General features: G+C 46.0%; 18 protein-coding genes and 1 pseudogene. 11 read left to right on the top strand and 8 right to left on the bottom strand.

The window, feature by feature from the left end; all coding sequences use genetic code 11:
• The first annotated feature begins 133 nt into the window (after positions 1-133).
• From B9T16_RS01295 to B9T16_RS01285, 3 genes and pseudogenes are all read left to right on the top strand, one after another.
• Positions 134-2,605 (top strand): ATP-dependent Clp protease ATP-binding subunit, encoded by a 2,472-nt coding sequence (locus B9T16_RS01295; RefSeq protein ID WP_006618428.1) that lies wholly within the window; start codon positions 134-136, stop codon positions 2,603-2,605.
• Between the two features lie 117 nt (positions 2,606-2,722).
• A complete protein-coding gene (locus tag B9T16_RS01290; RefSeq protein ID WP_006618429.1) occupies positions 2,723-3,016 on the top strand; it encodes a DUF2103 domain-containing protein in 294 nt (97 codons plus the stop codon).
• Positions 3,017-3,134: 118 nt separating this feature from the next.
• Positions 3,135-3,753, top strand: a pseudogene (locus tag B9T16_RS01285) (RNA-guided endonuclease InsQ/TnpB family protein).
• Positions 3,754-3,862: 109 nt separating this feature from the next.
• Here the strand turns inward: B9T16_RS01285 and B9T16_RS01280 are convergent.
• The gene (locus B9T16_RS01280; protein ID WP_014274878.1) at positions 3,863-4,138 is read right to left on the bottom strand and encodes a MoaD/ThiS family protein; all 276 of its coding nucleotides are present in this window, start codon (positions 4,136-4,138) and stop codon (positions 3,863-3,865) included.
• Between the two features lie 89 nt (positions 4,139-4,227).
• Positions 4,228-5,538 carry a threonine synthase gene (thrC, locus tag B9T16_RS01275; RefSeq protein ID WP_043468138.1) on the bottom strand — a complete coding sequence of 437 codons (1,311 nt, stop codon included), beginning with the start codon at positions 5,536-5,538 and terminating at the stop codon, positions 4,228-4,230.
• A 247-nt stretch (positions 5,539-5,785) separates the two neighbouring features.
• Here thrC and B9T16_RS01270 point away from each other — a divergent pair, with 247 nt between their 5' ends.
• From B9T16_RS01270 to B9T16_RS01260, 3 genes are all read left to right on the top strand, one after another.
• A complete protein-coding gene (locus B9T16_RS01270) occupies positions 5,786-7,258 on the top strand; it encodes a leucyl aminopeptidase (RefSeq protein WP_410243943.1) in 1,473 nt (490 codons plus the stop codon).
• Positions 7,259-7,263: 5 nt separating this feature from the next.
• The gene (locus B9T16_RS01265) at positions 7,264-7,386 is read left to right on the top strand and encodes a hypothetical protein (protein WP_410243942.1); all 123 of its coding nucleotides are present in this window, start codon (positions 7,264-7,266) and stop codon (positions 7,384-7,386) included.
• 291 nt (positions 7,387-7,677) lie between these two features.
• Entirely contained in the window at positions 7,678-10,323 is a 2,646-nt protein-coding gene (locus B9T16_RS01260; RefSeq protein ID WP_410243941.1) for a PAS domain-containing protein, read from the top strand.
• Here the strand turns inward: B9T16_RS01260 and B9T16_RS01255 are convergent.
• Complete coding sequence (locus tag B9T16_RS01255) at positions 10,286-11,257, bottom strand: succinylglutamate desuccinylase/aspartoacylase family protein (RefSeq protein WP_006618434.1); 972 nt, start codon at positions 11,255-11,257, stop codon at positions 10,286-10,288. The genes B9T16_RS01260 and B9T16_RS01255 overlap by 38 nt on opposite strands.
• Before the next feature lie 80 nt (positions 11,258-11,337).
• Positions 11,338-11,892, bottom strand: a complete 555-nt coding sequence (locus tag B9T16_RS01250; protein WP_410243940.1) for an NUDIX hydrolase — start codon at positions 11,890-11,892, stop codon at positions 11,338-11,340.
• A 117-nt stretch (positions 11,893-12,009) separates the two neighbouring features.
• Here B9T16_RS01250 and B9T16_RS01245 point away from each other — a divergent pair, with 117 nt between their 5' ends.
• Positions 12,010-13,410 (top strand): AMIN domain-containing protein, encoded by a 1,401-nt coding sequence (locus B9T16_RS01245; RefSeq protein ID WP_410243939.1) that lies wholly within the window; start codon positions 12,010-12,012, stop codon positions 13,408-13,410.
• Between the two features lie 6 nt (positions 13,411-13,416).
• On the opposite strand, the gene B9T16_RS01240 is transcribed toward B9T16_RS01245, so the two are convergent.
• Complete coding sequence (locus B9T16_RS01240) at positions 13,417-13,935, bottom strand: DUF3172 domain-containing protein (RefSeq protein ID WP_006620705.1); 519 nt, start codon at positions 13,933-13,935, stop codon at positions 13,417-13,419.
• A 120-nt stretch (positions 13,936-14,055) separates the two neighbouring features.
• Positions 14,056-15,276 (bottom strand): M20 family metallopeptidase, encoded by a 1,221-nt coding sequence (locus tag B9T16_RS01235; RefSeq protein WP_410243938.1) that lies wholly within the window; start codon positions 15,274-15,276, stop codon positions 14,056-14,058.
• 51 nt (positions 15,277-15,327) lie between these two features.
• On the opposite strand from B9T16_RS01235, the gene B9T16_RS01230 reads away from it, so the two are divergent.
• Together B9T16_RS01230 and pip are read left to right on the top strand one after the other, a co-directional pair.
• On the top strand, positions 15,328-15,984 hold the full coding sequence (locus B9T16_RS01230; protein ID WP_410243937.1) for a hypothetical protein: 657 nt from the start codon (positions 15,328-15,330) through the stop codon (positions 15,982-15,984).
• 25 nt (positions 15,985-16,009) lie between these two features.
• Positions 16,010-16,957: a prolyl aminopeptidase gene (gene pip / locus B9T16_RS01225; RefSeq protein ID WP_410243936.1), complete on the top strand. Its 948-nt coding sequence runs from the start codon at positions 16,010-16,012 to the stop codon at positions 16,955-16,957.
• 74 nt (positions 16,958-17,031) lie between these two features.
• On the opposite strand, the gene B9T16_RS01220 is transcribed toward pip, so the two are convergent.
• Positions 17,032-18,030, bottom strand: coding sequence for an ABC transporter permease (locus B9T16_RS01220; RefSeq protein WP_006619416.1), 999 nt, complete (start codon positions 18,028-18,030; stop codon positions 17,032-17,034).
• A 3-nt stretch (positions 18,031-18,033) separates the two neighbouring features.
• Positions 18,034-18,549: an adenine phosphoribosyltransferase gene (locus B9T16_RS01215; protein WP_006619417.1), complete on the bottom strand. Its 516-nt coding sequence runs from the start codon at positions 18,547-18,549 to the stop codon at positions 18,034-18,036.
• Between the two features lie 81 nt (positions 18,550-18,630).
• Here B9T16_RS01215 and B9T16_RS01210 point away from each other — a divergent pair, with 81 nt between their 5' ends.
• Positions 18,631-19,236 carry a DUF3038 domain-containing protein gene (locus B9T16_RS01210; RefSeq protein ID WP_006619418.1) on the top strand — a complete coding sequence of 202 codons (606 nt, stop codon included), beginning with the start codon at positions 18,631-18,633 and terminating at the stop codon, positions 19,234-19,236.
• Positions 19,233-20,315: a DUF4335 domain-containing protein gene (locus B9T16_RS01205; protein ID WP_410243935.1), complete on the top strand. Its 1,083-nt coding sequence runs from the start codon at positions 19,233-19,235 to the stop codon at positions 20,313-20,315. Before B9T16_RS01210 ends, B9T16_RS01205 begins: the two co-directional genes overlap by 4 nt.
• The last annotated feature ends 10 nt before the right edge of the window (positions 20,316-20,325 follow it).

Below are 20,325 nucleotides of genomic sequence, written 5' to 3'. Positions count from 1 at the left end.
TAGATACAATTAAAAATGAGTCAATCCCATAAGTGAAACTTGTTGAGCAACTTTCAGCATAGTTTTACCCGATCATTGAAAATATCACGCTAAAATTAGCATACGAGCCAGCAGCAGGTGATAAAAACTAGCCATGTTTGAACGCTTCACAGAAAAAGCCATTAAGGTGATCATGTTAGCCCAGGAGGAAGCACGCCGCCTGGGACATAACTTCGTAGGAACAGAACAGATCCTCCTGGGTCTGATTGGCGAAGGGACTGGCGTAGCAGCCAAAGTCCTGAAATCGATGGGGGTCAACCTCAAAGATGCTCGGATCGAGGTCGAAAAAATCATCGGCCGCGGCTCCGGGTTTGTCGCCGTTGAAATTCCTTTCACTCCGCGCGCCAAAAGGGTTTTAGAACTCTCCTTAGAAGAGGCTCGTCAACTCGGACATAATTATATCGGGACAGAACATTTGCTTCTGGGTCTGATCCGAGAAGGAGAAGGAGTAGCCGCTCGTGTCCTGGAAAATTTGGGGGTTGACCTGTCGAAGGTTCGCACCCAGGTAATTCGGATGTTGGGTGAAACCGCCGAAGTCGCCGCCGGGGGCAGTAGTGGTCGCACTAAGACCCCAACCCTCGATGAGTTTGGCTCGAATTTGACCCAAATGGCCTCCGAGGGCAAACTTGACCCGGTAGTGGGACGACAAAAGGAAATTGAGCGGGTGATCCAAATTTTGGGTCGTCGTACTAAAAATAATCCGGTGCTAATTGGAGAACCCGGTGTCGGTAAAACCGCGATCGCCGAAGGTCTCGCCCAGCGCATTGCTCAAAATGACATTCCCGATATCCTGGAAGATAAACGAGTTGTTACCCTCGATATCGGCCTCTTGGTGGCTGGTACTAAGTATCGGGGTGAGTTTGAGGAACGACTCAAAAAGATTATGGATGAAATCCGCTCTTGCGGTAATGTCATCCTGGTAATTGATGAGGTTCACACCCTCATTGGTGCAGGTGCTGCGGAAGGGGCTATCGATGCAGCTAATATCCTCAAGCCAGCTTTGGCGCGGGGTGAGTTGCAGTGTATCGGTGCTACTACCCTCGATGAGTACCGCAAGCATATTGAACGGGATGCCGCCCTGGAACGTCGGTTCCAACCAGTGATGGTGGGTGAGCCTTCGGTACCCGAAACCATTGAGATTCTTTATGGACTGCGGGAACGCTATGAGCAGCACCACAAGCTGAAAATCATTGATGAAGCTATCGAAGCGGCAGCGAAATTGTCCGATCGCTATATTAGCGATCGCTATCTCCCCGATAAGGCGATCGATTTGATTGATGAAGCCGGATCGCGGGTGCGCCTGATTAACTCCCAACTTCCCCCAGCCGCCAAAGAACTCGACAAGGAATTGCGACAAGTCCTCAAAGAGAAAGATGACGCGGTGCGCTCCCAGGACTTTGACCGAGCCGGAGAATTGCGCGATCGCGAAATGGAAATTAAGTCCCAAATTCGGGCGATCGCTCAAAACAAAAAATCCGAAACTCGCACCGACGAGGACGATTCCCCCATGGTAACAGAAGAGGATATCGCCCAAATCGTCGCCAGTTGGACCGGGATTCCCGTTAACAAACTCACCGAGTCCGAGTCCGAGAAACTCCTGCACATGGAAGACACCCTCCACCAGCGTCTTATTGGTCAGGAAGAGGCTGTCAAAGCCGTTTCTCGCGCTATCCGTCGCGCCCGTGTCGGACTCAAGAACCCCAACCGACCCATCGCTAGTTTCATCTTCTCTGGACCCACAGGGGTAGGTAAAACCGAGTTGACTAAATCCCTCGCCGCCTACTTCTTCGGCTCAGAAGAAGCCATGATCCGCCTGGATATGTCGGAATTTATGGAGCGGCACACCGTTTCTAAACTCATCGGTTCCCCTCCCGGCTATGTGGGTTACAACGAAGGTGGACAACTCACCGAAGCGGTGCGCCGTCGTCCTTATACCGTGGTGCTGTTCGACGAAATCGAAAAAGCTCACCCCGATGTCTTCAATATGTTATTGCAGATTTTGGAAGATGGGCGCTTGACCGATGCTAAAGGTCGCACCGTGGACTTTAAAAACACCCTGATCATCATGACGAGCAACATTGGATCTAAGGTGATCGAAAAAGGTGGCGGCGGTCTTGGGTTCGAGTTTGAAGAAAATCAAGCTGATGCTCAATATAACCGCATTCGCAACCTGGTTAATGAAGAACTCAAGCAATACTTCCGTCCGGAGTTCCTCAACCGTCTGGATGAGATTATCGTCTTCCGTCAACTCAATAAAGATGAGGTCAAGGAAATCGCGGTAATTATGCTTAACGAGGTGTTCGGTCGCCTGACGGAAAAAGGCATTCGCCTGGAAATTACCGATCGCTTTAAAGAAAGACTGGTAGAAGAAGGTTATAACCCCAGCTACGGTGCGCGTCCCCTGCGTCGCGCCATTATGCGTTTGCTGGAAGATAGCCTCGCTGAGGAAATCCTCTCTGGTCGCGTCAAAGAAGGCGATACGGCGATCGTTGATGTCAATGAAGACGGTCAAGTTCAAGTCTTACAAGGCGAGAAACGGGAACTGCTTCCCCAAGCCGCTGACTAATTGCTAGGCGTAGGTTTTTAAGCCTATTGTTATTGCATCGATAATATATGTAGGGATAATTGGTGAATTGTCCCTACTTTTTTTTTAGAATGATGTAGTAGCGTTTTCACAAAAATCATGAATAATAAAAACTCAGGGCGGTTGGTTTGGAACCACTCTACCCACCTTCAGGGCTTGATCCCTGTTTTAGATAGATTAACCAAGTATCAGGGAATTCATACGATTACCCCAGGAGTAATCACTAGGGCTAAGGCTCATTGTCCGCACATGAAGTTAAGAGTATCTGTTCCTATTCGTGGCGGCTTTAAGGTGTTGGCTAGGGCGGGAAAAACCGTTCAGGAAGTCTTTTTTGTGACTAGCCTCTCCCAAAGCGAATTAGAAGGGGCGATCGCTAATGCTTTAAGAAAATGAGTTAATATCCTAAATTTTTATCAAAAATCATGGGTCTAAAACCCCGCCCTTCTAGGGCGGCTTTCACTTAGCCAAGCATTTTGTGCTATCGTAAACACCATAACAGTCTGTTCGAGCCATGCTTGTTCTCGAGTTCAAAGTTAAAGGGAAGTCCCACCAATACGCAGCGATTGACGAAGCGATCCGAACCGCACAATTCGTTCGTAACAAAGCACTACGCTATTGGATGGACAACCGAGGTGTTAACAAATACGACCTTAACAAATACTGTCGAGTCCTCGCTCGAGAGTATGACTGGGCTCGAGAACTCAACAGCACGGCTCGTCAAGCTTCGATGGTGGCCTACGAAGATTTGAGGATTAAGAATATTGTGAGAAACCACTGTCTTGCCAAGTCCATTCACGATGCTCTTTGGTATCAGTTCAGGAAATGGTTGGAGTATTTTGGGGTAAAATTTGGCAAGATTACCGTAGCGGTAAACCCTGCTTATACCTCTCAAAAATGCTCGAGCTGCGGCACGATTGTCAAGAAAAGTCTCTCAACTCGAACCCATATTTGTCAGTGTGGGTGTGAGTTAGACCGAGACTATAACGCAGCCATCAACATTCTGAAGGCTGCCTTAAGTACCGTAGGGCATACGGAAACTTAACGCTTCTGGAGATTTGACCGCTACTTTGGTTGGTGCAAACCTGTCAGAGCAAGTCGAGTCGTTGAAGGAAGAATCCCCACGCCTTTAGGCTGGGGAGTGTCAATGGTAAGGGTTCCTATCCCAAAAGGAGTTACGGAACCCGTTACACCAGTTACACCAGGTAACAGTTTCAGAAACCCGGTTTCTCAGTCCTCCCTCTAGCCTCCAGCTACAGCCGGAACAATACTGACTTCATCACCATCAGCTAAGGCGGTATTCGTACCATCTAGGAAGCGAATATCCTCACTGTTGACGTAGAAATTCAAAAAGCGCCTCGGTTTTCCTTCATCATCACAGAGACTTTTCTTGATACCTGGACAATTAGCTTCCAGGGAATCAATTAATTCCATAATGTTCGTCCCCTCACACTCAAGGGTAGCTTGGTTGTCAGTGAACTTTTGCAGGGGAGTGGGAATTAAAACTTTAACAGCCATTGTTGATTAATTGAATAGAAAATTGCCGTCAAAAGGAGAAGGCTTGCACCTTCCCCAAGATTTCAGATCTTACCGGATTTTGGCTAATCTTAAACCAAAACCTGTTGCCATTCTAGGCGATCGAGAGTCCGTGCGCGTTCGATCGCCACTTCAAAGCTATCTAGTTTCGGGTCAATGGTCAGAGGTTCGCCAACGTAGCCCTGAACCGCCTCCTGAGTTTTTAACCCATTTCCAGTAATGTAAACAACAGTAGTTTCATCCGGGTCAATTTTACCCGCTTCCACCAGTTTTTTCAACACCGCAATGGTAGTTCCGCCAGCGGTCTCGGTAAAGATACCTTCAGTTTCCGCCAGTAATTTGATACCCTCGATAATTTCAGCATCATTAACTGACTCCACATGACCGCCAGACTTTTTGGCTAATTCTACTGCATACACTCCATCAGCCGGGTTACCAATAGCGATAGATTTAGCGATCGTATTAGGTTTAACGGGGGTAATAAAGTCGCGATCTTCTTTGAAAGCATGGGCTACAGGAGAGCAACCTTCCGCTTGTGCGCCACTAAAACGCACGGGTTTATCTTCCACTAAACCCACCTTAACAAACTCTTGGAAACCTTTATGAATCTTGGTGTATAAAGAACCAGAAGCGATCGGCGCTACTACATGATCTGGCAGTCGCCAACCCAACTGTTCTGCCACTTCAAAGCCCAGAGTTTTAGAACCTTCGGAATAATAGGGACGCAGGTTGATATTAACAAAACCCCAGCCGTAGGTATTAGCTACTTCTGAACAGAGGCGATTAACTTGGTCATAATTGCCTCTAACTGCCATCAGAATCGGATTATAAATTAATGTTCCTAACACCTTCCCCGCTTCTAAATCGGAGGGAATAAATACACAACAATCTAATCCAGCCTTAGCAGCGATCGCCGCCGTAGAATTCGCTAAATTTCCCGTACTCGCACAGGAAACCGTCGAAAAACCTAACTCTCTAGCGCGGCTGAGAGCCACAGATACCACCCTATCCTTAAAGCTAAGGGTAGGCATATTAACAGCATCATTTTTAATATAAAGATTTTTAAGACCTAGGCGGCGGGCTAACCGTTCCGACTTAACCAAGGGAGTCATCCCAGTTCCCACATCAATAACATTATCTGTAGCTACAGGTAAAAAGTGACGATAACGCCAGATAGAATTTGGGCCAGCTTCAATAGTTTCGCGAGTTACCAGCTTACGCAGGTTGTCATAGTTATAGTGAACTTCCAGGGGACCAAAACACACCTCGCAAACGTGCTTGGCTTCCAGAGCATATTCCGCACCGCACTCTTTACATTTGAGTTTATCAAAAGTAGCTCCGGTGGTGGGGGTGGTGGTGTGGTTATGGGTGGCCTGGGTCATGACACTTACCTCTGCTTTTTTCTGCTGTTCTAACTGTTGGATGAAGACTATCACAGTTGTCAAATTCTCGTCAACAATACCCGACTTTTTTAGTCGGGATTAACAAAAATCCCTGTAAATCATGGGTTTTTGCCCATACTGTCCGGGGAGAAGGGTCAGAAAAATTTGGGGGAAATAATTTCCGCCCTCACGATAGGATTAAGGAAGATTGCCCAAGTCGTACTTTAAAGGCATTGAGATATAAGACATGGAATTTAGAGCCACAGATACTAACCTCCTAGACTGGAGTGGAGATGTATTAGCTATAGGTCTGTTTAAAGGACAAGTCGAACTGACTGGGGATTTMGCAGAACTTAATCAAAAACTGGGTGGGACCCTACAAGAACTTATCGAAGAATCAGACTTTCAGGGAAAAGCTGATAGTAGTGCTTCTGGTCGTGTGGGTGGCAATAGTCCCATTCGTAAGGTGGTTTTAGTGGGGTTGGGGTCTGCTGAGGACTACACCCTAGAAGCTATCCGACGTGGGGCGGCTGCGTCGGGACAGGCGGCGAAAGCACTCAAAGGTAAAACCCTGGCTATCAGTTTCCCGGTGGGGAATGCCTCGGAGACGGTGGGGGCTATTGTAGAAGGATTAGAGTTAGTTCTGTATCAGGATAATCGCTTTAAGTCGGAAACTAAGGACAAAGAAATTCAAGTCGAGTCTGTAGAACTACTAGGGTTTCCGGGTACAGAAGCAGCGATTGCTCTGGCTCAACAGATCTGTTCTGGGGTATTCTTGGCGCGGGAGTTGGTGGCGGCTCCGGCTAATGAAGTTAACCCCATAACTATGGCAGAATTGGCTCAATCTCTGGCTGCTGAGTATGGGTTGCAACTGGAAATTTTGGAACGGGAAGATTGCGAAAAGTTGGGGATGGGAGCATTTTTAGGGGTGGCTCAAGCCTCGGATTTGCCTCCTAAGTTTATCCATCTCACCTATAAACCCCAGGGAACACCTACCCGGAAACTAGCTATTGTGGGTAAGGGTTTGACTTTTGATTCGGGTGGTTTGAACCTGAAACCCACGGGTAGCGGCATCGAAATGATGAAAATGGATATGGCTGGGGCGGCGGCGACTTTTGGGGCGGCTAAGGCGATCGCCACCTTAAAACCCACAGTTGAGGTACATTTTATCAGTGCGGTAACTGAAAACATGATTAGCGGCCGTGCTATGCGCCCTGGAGACTTCCTACGCGCTTCTAATGGCAAAACTATTGAAGTCAATAATACGGACGCTGAAGGGCGTTTAACTTTGGCTGATGCTTTGGTTTTTGCTGACCGCCTAGGGGTTGATGCTATTGTGGATTTAGCAACTCTTACCGGAGCGTGTATCGTGGCTTTGGGAGATGATATAGCTGGGTTATGGAGTTCTGATGATCAACTGGTGCAACAGTTACAATCTGCTTCCGAAAAAGCGGGGGAGAAATTCTGGCGGATGCCAATTGAGGAAAAATACTTTGAGGGACTCAAGGCGATTCATGCTGACATGAAAAATACCGGACCCCGCGCTGGGGGGTCGATTACCGCTACTCTGTTCCTGAAACAGTTTGTTAAGGATACCCCTTGGGCTCATTTGGATATTGCTGGCCCGGTGTGGACAGATAAAGATAAGGGATATAATAAAACTGGCGCGACCGGATTTCCTGTGCGAACCCTTGTCAATTGGGTTCTGGCTAATTCCTAATTAGGATGCCAATTCCCCTGGGGGGTTCGGAGGCGATCGCCTGGGGGATTGCTCCCATTTTTTCCCTTTTCTGGTTATGGCAATCAATACTGCATTTCCCCGCTTACCGCCAACCCCTTGGTTGGTGACTAGATGCCTCCCATTCGGGTATCTTCTCGAATGCAGTTGTATTAACTTTCGCCTATTATCACCTAATTTATAGACATCTCAATATTGGGCAACTAATTTGCTAGGTTAATTATGCTTTTCCATGGGGATAACCACCGAATTATGGGTGCTTATAGATAGGTTTTCCCCTAGTGGACAAATATATGATCTCTCTGTTGAGGGGAGGCGAACCCAAAACAATAATCTAACAAATGCTAGAATTGCTGGTATATGTTTTGATCAACTTATTAAGTTATGAGCCTCATCGATTAATGGTCAGGGGCCATGGATTTTTGCCAAAAGCACTATCAAACTGGCTACATTTGTGGTTAACTGCTGCGATCGCATTGGTTAGTTACTGTGGGGCGACTATGCTCAACAATAGCTTATCAATCTATGGCGATCGCTGTCAATTTTCAACCCCAAATCAACCCTTTTGGCGCGGCGGTGGTAATTTCATCGGTAACTCTGGGTTACTCAGCTTGGGGTTAGTCATGGCGGGAAATTTTCAGATCCTGGACACAGAAATTCCCTGGTATCCCGTCGGGGGAATATTTGTAGTGGCTATCTTAGCCATTTTAGGATTACTCGCCACTAGCTTAATATTATTTTGGCTGTGGTGGTTTCAGATACCTATGTTAGGGTTTATTCGCCGCCATAATTTGGCATCTAGCCTAGATAATTCAGCTACCAATAACTCCCCCAACTCCATTAATAACAATCCATTAACTATCAAAGTAAATGCCAATATCAATAACTGGTCTGCGGAAGATACCCTATCCCTCACCCAATTTTCTATTGATAAAGCCGCCGATGCGATTTTTTGGATTGGGATAGAAGGACAAATTATTTATGTGAATGAGTCAGCTTCTCGCCTGTTGGGTTATTCCCCCAAGGAGTTATTGTTATTGACGATTCATGATATTAACCCGGATTTTCCGCGAGATTCTTGGCATTTGCATTGGCAAATCCTGCGGCGCTGTGGGTCTTTAAAAATTGAGGCTCGTTATCGGACTAAACATAGTCGCCTAATTCCCGTGGAAATGATGATTAATCATCTCAACTTTAAAGGTGAAGAATATCAATGTGTGTTTATCCGAGATATTAGCGATCGCAAACAAGTTGAGAGAATGCTGCGGGAACGTCAGGGAGAATTTCGCACCCTGGTTTCTAATATTCCTGGTGCAGTTTATCGGTCTAATTTAGACATCGATCGCACCATGACTTTTATGAGTCCGGGGGTGGAATCTATCACTGGTTATAGCCCTAATGATTTGATTTTAAACCGGCAGATTAGCTTTGCAAGTCTGATTCATCCTGATGATAAACAAAGGGTTATAGACGCGATTCACACATCTGTAGAAAAACGAAATCCCTATATTTTAGAGTATCGGTTACTGCGAGCCGATGGTTCCCAAAGATGGGTTTATGATAAGGGTCAAGGTATCTTTGATGATGACCAACAAGTTTTATGTTTGGCGGGGGCAATTTTTGATATTACCAAACAAAAACAAGCCTCGGAGGCTCTGCGGATTAATGAGGAAAGGTTACAATTAGCATTAACCGGAACTAATCAGGGTTTATGGGATTGGAATTTAGCCACTGATGAGGTCTATTTTAGCCCTCAATGGGGTCAAATGCTCGGTTATGACATGGAGCATATAAACACCCATGCTCGCTCTTGGTTGAAGTTGGTGCATCCTCAAGACCGCCATCAGGTAATTTATTGTTTAAAACAACACTGGCACAATCTCACGACTTTTTGTGAGGTTGAACACCGAATGTTTACCCACAATGGGGGTTGGAAATGGGTGCTTAATCATGGTCAAGTGGTGAGTCGAGATGAGCAAGGTAAACCCCTACGCATGACCGGGACAGTTAGAGATATTAGCGATCGCAAACAGGCTGAAGATGCTTTGCGACAGTCGGAAGCTAGGGAACGCGCCAGAGCCTTACAGTTGGAACTAACCCTCAAAAAACTCCGACAAGCTCAATCACAATTAATTCAAAATGAAAAGCTGTCCAGTTTGGGTCAAATGGTGGCAGGAATTGCCCATGAAATTAATAACCCAGTTACCTTTATTTATGGTAATATTAGTTATGCGTCTCAATATGTGCAAGACTTGTTAGCACTGATTCGATTATATCAGCGATATTATCCACAGCCAGCTGCGGAAATTAGCGATCGCATTGAAGAAGTAGAACTGGGTTTTATTATAGAGGATTTACCCAGAATTTTAGAGTCTATGGAGGTCGGCGCAAATCGGATTAGGCAGATTGTTCTGTCTCTCCGTAATTTTGCCAGACTTGATGAGGCGGAAATGAAACCCGTCAATATTCATGAGGGAATTGAGAGTACATTATTAATCCTACAACATCGGCTAAAAGGACGACTTCCCACCTTAGAAAAACATGAGTTTCCCGAAATTAAAGTAGTTCGCAATTATGGGGATTTGCCGAAAGTAGAATGTTATGCGGGTCAACTTAATCAGGTTTTTTTGAGCATTTTAAGTAATGCAATTGATGCGATTTTAGAGGTGGAAAAACTAGAAAATGGCTTGGTTGACTTCGAGCCTACTATTGAGATTAGCACCGCATTAATTAGCTCCGATTGGGTGTCAATTAAAATTTCTGATAATGGTTTGGGTATGGAAGAAGAAGTCCGACAGCGGTTATTTGAACCATTTTTTACTACTAAACCCGTGGGTCGTGGGACTGGATTAGGATTAGCCATGAGTTATCAAATTGTGGCTAAACATGGGGGAAATTTAACCTGTCGGTCTGTACGAAATAAGGGCTCAGAATTTGCGATCGAAATTCCCCGGCGACCTTCTGGGTTAAGTAAAACCGGACGATATTATCTCCCAAGTGAACATTATTCTAAGACAGAATATGAACGGGACTCTCTTCAGAGTTGAGGAGAGCCAAATTAACTATAGCATCCCCTTGATTAACTAAGGGATTTTGCTGATTTCCGATAACTAATCCATCAGCAGGAGACCTGACTTTGACGCTAGTATCACCAAAAGCATCAGATATAACACCTAGTAGTTGGCGCTTATATACCCGTTCCCCCAACTCAATAGATAGTTGTAATATCCCACTACGAGAAGCACGCACCCATTGAGTATTTTGCACTTCTATAGGTTCGAGGGGAAAGTTATCAAATTTGAACTCATACATATCTAAGGTTTCCATCACCCGTAGGATACCTTGAACGCCAATATAAATAGCATGGGAATTAAATCGTAGTGCTTCGCCTCCTTCATAAAGAAGAACCGGAATCCCTTTTTGAGTGGCGGCTTGACGTAGGGAACCATCCCTAAGTTGGGAGTGAATAATCACAGAGGTTCCAAAAGCGCGCGCACATTGGTAGGTGACAGGATCATCTAAGTTGGCTCGAATTTGTGGTAAATTATTACGGTGAGCTGAGGCTGTATGTAGGTCAATCCCATGGGTGGAGTGATTGACGATTTCTTGGACGAATAAATTAGCTAGACGGGAGGCGAGGCTTCCTCTTTTGGAACCGGGAAATGAGCGGTTTAAGTCTCGGCGGTCTGGTAAATATCGAGATTGTTCGATAAATCCAAAGACATTGACAATGGGAACAGCAATTACAGTCCCACGCAACCGCTTAGGGGAAATTTTTTGCATAACTTGATGAATGATTTCAACGCCGTTAATTTCGTCCCCGTGAATAGCCGCACTGAGCCAGAGTATTGGTCCGTCTGTATAGCCATTGATGACGATAACGGGTAGGGAGAGCATGGTTTGAGTGGGAAGACGAGCCACGGGAATTTCAATGCGCTTAGTGCGTGCGGGGGGAATTGGGGTGCGGCAAATTTCAATCATTAACGGACGATCGCTGGTGAGAAATCGGAACTATAAGAATAAACTTAATACCATAATTATAGCAGATAATAGCTCACTCATTACTGAGTTTTTTGCCTCTGGAGATATTCCCAGGCTAAAAAGATGGCGGCAATGGTTCCGGCTACTTGAATCTTGTGGCTGGCGATCGCATCTATAACTTCAGCCACTGGTATCAGAACCACTTGGATATCTTCGGTGGGGTCCAGTTGCTTCTCGTGTTGTAACTGGACATTTTCCGCCAAAAATAGATGAATAGAATTAGTGTCCTTGACGGGATTATCGTATAKGGTAGCTAGGGGAATTAAAGACGAGGCGACATAACCTGTTTCTTCCCTAAGTTCCCGTAAGGCGGCGACGGTAGGGGTTTCGGTAGCGGGGTCAAAACCGCCAGCGGGGAGTTCTAATAAAATCTGCTCGACTCCATGTCGGTATTGGCGAACAAAAATCACCTGCTGGTCTTCGGTGACAGCAAAAACTAAGGCGACATCAGGCCGAATATTGATAAAAAAATCATCTATAATGTTTCCATCGGGAAGGGCGATCGCATCTTGGCGCACCCGACACCAGGGATGGTCTATGATCATTTGCGATCGCAWTCTTTGCCACTTTTGCATGAGTTTCAGAATCTAGGAGTTAGGCTTGCATTCTCACCCAAAACATGATAGTAACTCCAGAGATGAGCTATAGTAACGATCAGCTTTTCTCAGAACACTTTTTTTGATGTGGCGATCATGCAAAACAAGTATAGACCGTTTCCAGTGTCACTTGGTTTTTCCAGTGCCGCGCCAACCCAACCACTCCCCACCGGGAAATTGACACGGCGGCGGTTCCCTAGTCTTTTTAAATTAGGTCTAACTACAGCGATCGCCACTTTCATAGTAGCTACAGAGGCGATCGTCAACACAGTTGTAGCCGTTACCGTTCCCCAGTGGACCCTCAACCCCAATAACGGAACTGTTCAAGTCCAACTACCAGAAGGAGTTAGACCCCGACTAGCCGTCATCCAACAACCCAGCCGCATTATTATCGACCTACCAGATACAGATTTAGGCGTTAATGTCACCGAACTCTACGAGTCCGGCTTAGTGCGTCGGGTCAGCGTTAGCCAACTGGAACCCACCGTAGCGCGAATGACAGTTGATTTCGCCCCCGGCTTCATTCTTGATGACAGAGAAATTGACCTGAGACGAGTTGGCGTAGAAAATCAGTGGGTATTGCGTCCCGTGTTGTTAGCCCGTCGTCAACCCCCCGCAGAAAATAACTTAACCACAACCACAGCAGCCCCGACAACTCCCATAAGCCAGTCTCCCACCTCCGCCAATATTTCCCCCCAATTCACCTCCCAACCACGCCCCATCAGCGCCTTACCCAATCCTCAACCCGAAACTTTCCCAGATGTTGAGTTTCTGCGAGTTCCCCTAAATCGCCCCACCCAAACCAACTTGGTGAGACCAGATACATTCAGTCAACCAGTCGGAACTCAAATTCTCCCCATGTCCACCACCACTGCGGCTATCCCCTATGGTCAACCTCTACCCACAGAATTACCACCACCTAGCCAAAGTTTTCGACCCCTACCCCTACCAGAAACCCAACGCCCCGACCGTCGTATCCTATTACCCGTCGGCACAACTATCACCCTCCAATATCCTGGAATTGACGATGTGCGCCTGAAATCCCAATTTAACCGCCAAGATGTTTTACTGCTCCAAGGGGGAATTGTAGACGCAGCAGGTAATTTTGTCGTACCTCCAGATACCCCCGTAGTGGGAAGGTTTGAAACCACTAATCAGGGAACCCGTTTTGTCGCCCAAGCCATTAACTTAGAAGGTCGTAGCATTCCCTTTGTGGCTGAATCAACTTGGATTCCAGGTGCCAGACCAATTAAGCCGGAAAATGTGGCTATTGGGTCAGGAATTGGCGGTTTGGGAGGATTCCTCATTAGTGGTTTTGATGGATTAGGATTCCTAGCTGGGGCTGCTGTTGGGGGTGCTGTTGGGGCTATTAGCTCCCCTCAACAGCATATTCTTGAACCGGGTCAGGTTGTCCAAGTCCGATTGGTTCAGGAATTAGCCCAAAATGACTTTTTGCTGGGAATTACCCCAGCTTTGCCCACTGGCCCACGATTTTAAAGGATTTTAAAAGCGATCGGACTCCGGTCTAGGACGGTTCGGGATTAGACCTGATTGATTTAGAAAATCGTTCTGGGCGCTATTGTTTTGGTAGATACAGCTTACCTCTGCATCATCGTTCAGGTCTCCCGTATAGCCAAAGGTGTTCATTCGGTGTTTACAGTCTCTTTCCTCTTCCACGGTGATCAGGTTCCGCTGTCTCAGTAGAGCCCAGTTACTGGTCCGCAAAACGCATCCCGGTTGCATCCGAGGTTGAGCGACGAAAACACTAAACGGGTTCAGGGTCACAAATACCCGTAAATCTGTCACCATGGCACTGGCTCCGAATTTAACACAGATTTCTGGGTTGGGAGCGCTGCGATCAATGAATTCGCTGGATGCTACATTCTGGGGGGTTAGGGTGGCGGTGGAACTTATCGCCATACCTATACCAATTCCCAACACCAGAACGCCTGCTATCACGGCCATAGCGGTATAGTTAAAGGCGGAAGCTATGGGAGATGTGGGCTTAGTTCTACGTTTCATGAGCTTTTGGAATACCGTGATCAATTTTTATTCTCTACCGAGAGCTGCATTTTAACGCTCTGCCTCCTATTGTAGACATGACGATCGCTCTTTGGTATTTGGCGGCGATAATTTCAGCGGTTAGGGTTTTTCAGCGCTAAACTTTTCTACACACCGCACAAACATTTCTACCCCCATACTTAGGGCGGTTTCGTCAAAGTCAAACCGAGGATGATGGTGCGGATAAGCTAAATTGCGATCGCTATTAGCAGACCCCATGAAAAAATAACACCCCGGTACTTCTTGCAGGAAAAATGACATATCCTCACCTCCCATAGTCTGACATTTTGGCACTATCCCCGCTGGTGTTTCTACCACACATTCTGCTACACTTCTGACCAAATTGGCTACAGATGGATCGTTAATTACTGGGGGATAAGTTCGTTGATAATTTAACTCATATCTCGCCCCATGACTTTGACAAATTCCCGCCACAATTGACTCGATTCGGTTGCTAAAATAGTCATGTAATTGACGATTAAAATAGCGGACTGTCCCCTTTATTGTCGCTTGGTCAGCAATCACATTATGAGCATCTCCAGCATGGAAATAACCCACAGTAACCACAGCAGACTCTAAGGGGTCAACATTCCTGGCTACAATAGTTTGCAGGGTATTAACAATTTGGGAACCTAACAAGATTGCATCTATGGTTTGATGCGGCATCCCTCCATGTCCCCCCTTCCCAAATATGCGACATTCAAAAATATCTACTGCCGCCATTAACGCACCAGCGCGCACCCCCACCGTCCCCAATGGCAAATTATTCCACAAATGCAACCCCACAATTGCCTCAACATCAGGATTTTTTAACACCCCGGCTTTAATCATGGGTAATGCGCCGCCAGGCCCTTCTTCAGCAGGTTGGAATATGACTTTTATTGTACCACAAAAATCCTGTTTGTGTTGGGATAAATAATAGGCGGTTCCTAGGGCGATCGCTGTATGTCCGTCATGACCGCAAGCGTGCATAATTCCATCATGACAAGATTTATAACTTACCTCATTTTGTTCTTGAATAGGTAAAGCATCAAAATCCGCCCTAATTGCTAAAACTGGCCCCGGTTGACGACCTTCAATAATGGCTACAATTCCGGTTTCGGCAATTTGAGTTTGATGATTAATTCCCCACTCCCCTAGTTTTTCGGCAATAAACTTAGCCGTTAATTTTTCTTGAAATGCTAACTCTGGGTATTGGTGAATATGTCGCCGCCAGCTAACTAACTGAGGCTGTAGTGCTTGAATTTCCGGGCGAATTTTCTCGGTGATCACCCGGTGGGGAGTGGAGACAGTTGCAGTCATAGATGATTGATAATGGCAGTGGGTGTACTAATTTAATGATAATTTTAGCAGATGATCAGCCCTAGGGGAATTTTGCCTGTTTTTGGCTTCGGGCGATCAAAACCGACAGCGATCGCGATAAAATTGGAGTGGTGCTATCCTGGGCAATTATTAGCCAGGCTAACCACCATCACCATTATATGTCAGATTAGACCTATGTTAAATTATTCGCGGATTTTCTTAATCTCAGCATTAGGACTGGGAGCCTTCTTCCCCAACCCAGCTATATCAGTTCCCCATATAGTTACTGGATCTCCATTGCTATTAGCCCAAAATCAGCCATTCCAAATTAGTGGCATCCAAATAGTTAAAAATGAAACCCTAACAGCGGGAAGTTATACCGTAGAAGGGCGACTGATTAATTATAGTTCTGACGTAATGCGATCGCTACAAGTAGTTTATCGTTTATACCGCCAGGAAGGTGATATTTTAGTAGAAGTCGAAAGCCACGAAGCTACCGTTATTCCCGGGGAGTTACAACCCGGAGAAACTGGGAAATTTGGCTGGGCTTTTTCCGAGGTTCCCCAAGTGTTTTTCATAGAAGCGATCGTCTCCGAAAACGGAACCACAGAAGTTAATCAGTGCTATGCTGACGGTTTAGCTAGGCGAGAAATGTGCAGACTTCAGCTTAATTCTCAAGCCGTTTATCCCCTCACCATCAAACACTAATTGCCAACCTTCTGATAACTCGAAAATGAACCAACTTTACCCTCCTATAGAACCCTACGCCGAAGGAAAACTACAAGTTAGTTCCTTGCATACCATTTATTTTGAACAGTCCGGGAACCCAAAAGGTAAACCCGTTGTCATCCTTCATGGCGGACCCGGCGGCGGATGCTTACCAGAATATCGTCAATATTTTGACCCGGAAAAGTGGCGAATTATCATGTTTGACCAACGGGGATGCGGTCAAAGTATCCCCCATGCAGAATTAGAAGAAAATACCACTTGGCATTTAGTAGAAGATATCGATCGCCTGCGAAATCACCTAAATATTAACAGTTGGGTGGTGTTTGGTGGTAGTTGGGGAAGCACCCTATCCCTAGCCTATAGTCAGACTTACCCCCAGCATTGTCGGGGGTTAATTTTGCGGGGTATTTTCATGTTAAGAAAAGCCGAACTACAATGGTTTTATCAGGAGGGCGCAAGCTATATTTTTCCAGATGCTTGGGAGGAATATATTAAACCTATTCCCCCAGAAGAACGTCACGATTTAATCTCGGCTTATTATCGTCGTTTAACCAGTGATGACCCCCAGATACAATTGGCGGCGGCTAAGGCTTGGTCAATTTGGGAAGCGGGCACCAGTAAATTATTACCAGATCAGCATTTAATCGAAAGATTTGGTGATGGCAATTTTGCCACGGCTTTCGCTAGAATTGAATGCCACTATTTTGTCAATCAAGGTTTTTTTGAATCGGAAGACCAACTATTAGTTAATGTTGAGAGTATCCGTCATATTCCAGGGGCGATAGTTCAGGGTCGTTATGATGTAGTTTGTCCCATGAAAACCGCCTGGGAATTGCATCAGGCTTGGCCAGAAGCGGAGTTAATTATTATTCCTGATGCTGGACATTCCATGAGTGAACCAGGCATTCAAAAAGCCCTAATTGACATATCAGATAAATTTGCCACTTTATAGGTTAACTGCCCTCTCCCAGTGTAGGAGAGGGGTTAGGATGGATATAACGGGGGTATGATGCACCGGAGGGGGGATTAATTCAGGTTTTCGAGTTTGATGCGAGGGTCTACTGATTTTAACAATAAATCCGCCAAAAGATTACCCAGAATCAGCATAACAGCACCCATCATTAAACTAGCCATAACTAGATAAAGGTCCTGTTGTCTAACTGCTTCTAAAGTTAACCTTCCTAGTCCCGGCCAGTTAAAAAAGGTTTCGGCAATAAAAGCGCCACCTAACAAACTAGCGAATTCAAATCCTAATAAGGTAATTAAAGGATTGATGGCATTTCGGAGAGCGTGAACATAAATAACTCGGTTTTCTGGGAGACCTTTAGCGCGCGCAGTTTGGATATAGTCTTGACGTAAAACATCGAGTAATTGACCGCGCATGAGTCGCTGTAGACCGGCGAAACTGGTGATACTTAAAGCCAAAGTTGGTAAAATCATGTGCCAAGCAATATCACCGATTTTCCCCAGGAGAGACAAATCAGGATAGTCTATGCTGGTCATACCTCCAACGGGAAAGAGGGGGGAGGTTTTTTGTGCTAAAAACAGTAACAGTAAGGCGGTGATGAAACTGGGGAATCCTTGGCCAGTGTAGCTGATCACTTGTAAGGTGCGATCGACTCGGCGGTTTTGATTAACTGCGGCTAAAATTCCTAGGGGAAGTGCGATCGCCCAAGTTATAATTAGGGAAGAAATAGCTAACAACAAGGTAGCGGGGACTCTTTCCCAGAGTAAATCAGTGACCGATCGCTGATTTTCAAAACTATAGCCAAAGTTCCCCCTAGTGACAATTTGGGTAAGCCAATTCCAATATTGGATAATAGGAGGTTGGTCTAATCCGAATTGTTCTCTAAACTGATTGAGAGTTTCCTGGGAAATTTGGGGATTATTGATATATTTATCAAGATAATCACCCGGAGCCAGTTGGACGATGACAAAACACAGTACAGAAGCCAATAGCAGAGTAATCAGCGCCTGAAAAAGTCGTTTCGCCACATACAAGAAGTTATCATAGTCAATGCTCATATTTCAGTCATAATCAATTAAAGTGACAATAGGGACATCAGGTAATTGATTTCGTCCCCCCAAAGCCTTTAACTCGATGATAAAAGCAAAACCCACCAAATGACACTGAGCCTCTTGTACCAATTGAGCCGTCGCCGCTGCCGTCCCCCCGGTAGCTATCAGATCATCAACAATCAGAACCCTGCTACCTGGTGGCATGGCATCAATGTGCATTTCCAGGCGATCGCTCCCATATTCTAACTGGTATTGTGCAGCGATGACCTGTCCTGGTAACTTGCCAGGTTTTCGCACGGGGATAAACCCACAACCCAACTGATAAGCCAGGGGAACCCCAAACAGAAACCCACGAGACTCCATACCCACGACATAATCCGGGGAGAGGCGATCGCACTTATCCTTCAAAGTATCAATGGTATAGCGCAAGCCCTGAGAGTCCCTTAACAGGGTAGTAATATCTCTAAAGACAATACCGGGCTTAGGAAAATCTGGGATATCGCGAATAAAAGATTTAAGATCCATCAGGGTAATGTAAATATTAGGAGATTTGCTAACCAGTCTTTAACTATATATTGTCTTGGAATCGATGTTGCTGTGAGCATAATGCAAGTACAACCCTACCAAACTAATTTAAACCCAGTCATATTAGACAGTTTGCCGGATATACCCATCTCCGACAAAGGATGTCCCCGTCGGGCGCGATTACAAATCGACCTGATGTTACTAGCCATTGAAGCCCTGGCCCTAGGGAGTTCGGAACGAATGCTGGTCAAGATATCGGAGTTAGAATTGCAAGGAATTATCCCCAATCGAGTCGTTTTATGGCGACTGCGTAGCACCAACCCCCTGCGACGCTACAGCCAACGACAACCCCTGACTCTGAAAGAAGCTAAAGCCTTAGTGGTGATTATTGCTATGATGAGTCGAGAGTTAACAGTGAGAATCCGCCAGTTGCTGATTGACTTTGAGCAAATGCAGCGCAAGCAAATCCCCATAGAACAGCATTTGCAATTGTATAGCTATCTGGAAAGGTTCCAGGCTCACTTCCGTAGTCGGATGAATCCGAGGCGCGCGGGTGTAATTGCTTACAACTCCCCAGAGAAAGTAAATGATTTGGCGATCGCTTTGCTGGGAAAATTGCTATTCTGTACAGGCACTGCAGGGATGCAACGGTTTTGGATCAGTCTGTTTGATGGAGAGATAGCATGACGATTATACGTCAGTACAGTTTGCCTAACTGCAAGCTGATTTTGCATGGGTTGAGTAGTCCCACAGATAATACCTCAGAAACTCGGCCCCGTTTATCGCTATTGATGAATGCGGAGTGCCATTTTGTCGGTTATCCTCAGCCTATTGTGGGGGGGAAAGAGTTTTTCGAGTGCTTACTGCAACAGGTGAATCAATACGCCCAAGAGTTTCTCAGCGGCGTATCACATCCCCCCTCTGCTAACACTGCTGCTGAGGTTCCCATGGTGGAGTTACGCAGACTAGACAGCAATTTACACCGCCTGATTGTCCGTAATACCCCCGTTGATGGGGATTCCCAGATGAAAACCGATCCTACATCCCCTGTGGAATTAGATTTAACCACGGTGCAGTTATTTGATTTGGTGGAAGCAGTGGATCAGTTTTTAGCTGATTCTGGGACTTTACCTGAGCTTTCGTTACAGTTAAAAGCTATTCCTAAGCGTTATACTAAACCAGAGCAATCTGTTGCCCAAAGAGCTATACCAGCAGCGGTAGGTGTGTCAGGATTGGCTATTGCGGCGATCGCATTATTTGCTCTGCCAGTTCCAGAGTTGAGGCGACCCCTAGAACCTAATCCTCAAGAGTCCACAGAAACCCAATCACTATCAGAAACTGAAAGACGACCATCAGCCGGACAATCTCCACCACAGGGAGTTAATACAGACCCAGACGGGGAAAATCTCACTGTCGGTGAACCCGGTGCTACCATTCCCTTACAACCCAATTTAGTCTCACCCCCATCTATTGATGACCCCCAGGAAATTGAGAGATTACAGCAACAATTATTTGCTCAGGTAAACCAAGCATGGGTTACTCCCATTAGTCGGACTCTCACTTATCGGGTTACAGTAGCCAGTGATGGCACAATTATAGACTATGAAGCAGTTGACGATGTTACCCCAGAGGAAGAGGCTCCTATTCCCTTATCAGAGTTACGCTTTCAGCAGGTAGGCTCTGACCCCGCAGAACCCCAAGCAGATATGATGGTGGTATTTAATCATCCCGGAGGTCCGTTAGAAGTGCGTCCTTGGCAAGACTGATAACCATTCG

Origin of the sequence: Arthrospira sp. PCC 8006 (assembly GCF_046480465.1) — a bacterium.
Taxonomy (GTDB): domain Bacteria; phylum Cyanobacteriota; class Cyanobacteriia; order Cyanobacteriales; family Microcoleaceae; genus Limnospira; species Limnospira platensis.
The sequence above is the reverse complement of the archived record's forward strand: the minus strand, read 5'-3'. Positions and strand labels throughout refer to the sequence as shown.

Bases quoted from the DNA above. Each gene is read 5' to 3' on its own strand.
- B9T16_RS01295 (WP_006618428.1), top strand. From the start codon at position 134: ATGTTTGAACGCTTCACAGAAAAAGCCATTAAGGTGATCATGTTAGCC.
- B9T16_RS01290 (WP_006618429.1), top strand. From the start codon at position 2,723: ATGAATAATAAAAACTCAGGGCGGTTGGTTTGGAACCACTCTACCCAC.
- B9T16_RS01280 (WP_014274878.1), bottom strand. From the start codon at position 4,138: ATGGCTGTTAAAGTTTTAATTCCCACTCCCCTGCAAAAGTTCACTGAC.
- thrC (WP_043468138.1), bottom strand. From the start codon at position 5,538: ATGACCCAGGCCACCCATAACCACACCACCACCCCCACCACCGGAGCT.
- B9T16_RS01265 (WP_410243942.1), top strand. From the start codon at position 7,264: ATGCCAATTCCCCTGGGGGGTTCGGAGGCGATCGCCTGGGGGATTGCT.
- B9T16_RS01260 (WP_410243941.1), top strand. From the start codon at position 7,678: ATGGTCAGGGGCCATGGATTTTTGCCAAAAGCACTATCAAACTGGCTA.
- B9T16_RS01255 (WP_006618434.1), bottom strand. From the start codon at position 11,257: ATGATTGAAATTTGCCGCACCCCAATTCCCCCCGCACGCACTAAGCGC.
- B9T16_RS01245 (WP_410243939.1), top strand. From the start codon at position 12,010: ATGCAAAACAAGTATAGACCGTTTCCAGTGTCACTTGGTTTTTCCAGT.
- B9T16_RS01240 (WP_006620705.1), bottom strand. From the start codon at position 13,935: ATGAAACGTAGAACTAAGCCCACATCTCCCATAGCTTCCGCCTTTAAC.
- B9T16_RS01235 (WP_410243938.1), bottom strand. From the start codon at position 15,276: ATGACTGCAACTGTCTCCACTCCCCACCGGGTGATCACCGAGAAAATT.
- B9T16_RS01230 (WP_410243937.1), top strand. From the start codon at position 15,328: ATGATCAGCCCTAGGGGAATTTTGCCTGTTTTTGGCTTCGGGCGATCA.
- pip (WP_410243936.1), top strand. From the start codon at position 16,010: ATGAACCAACTTTACCCTCCTATAGAACCCTACGCCGAAGGAAAACTA.
- B9T16_RS01220 (WP_006619416.1), bottom strand. From the start codon at position 18,030: ATGAGCATTGACTATGATAACTTCTTGTATGTGGCGAAACGACTTTTT.
- B9T16_RS01215 (WP_006619417.1), bottom strand. From the start codon at position 18,549: ATGGATCTTAAATCTTTTATTCGCGATATCCCAGATTTTCCTAAGCCC.
- B9T16_RS01210 (WP_006619418.1), top strand. From the start codon at position 18,631: ATGCAAGTACAACCCTACCAAACTAATTTAAACCCAGTCATATTAGAC.
- B9T16_RS01205 (WP_410243935.1), top strand. From the start codon at position 19,233: ATGACGATTATACGTCAGTACAGTTTGCCTAACTGCAAGCTGATTTTG.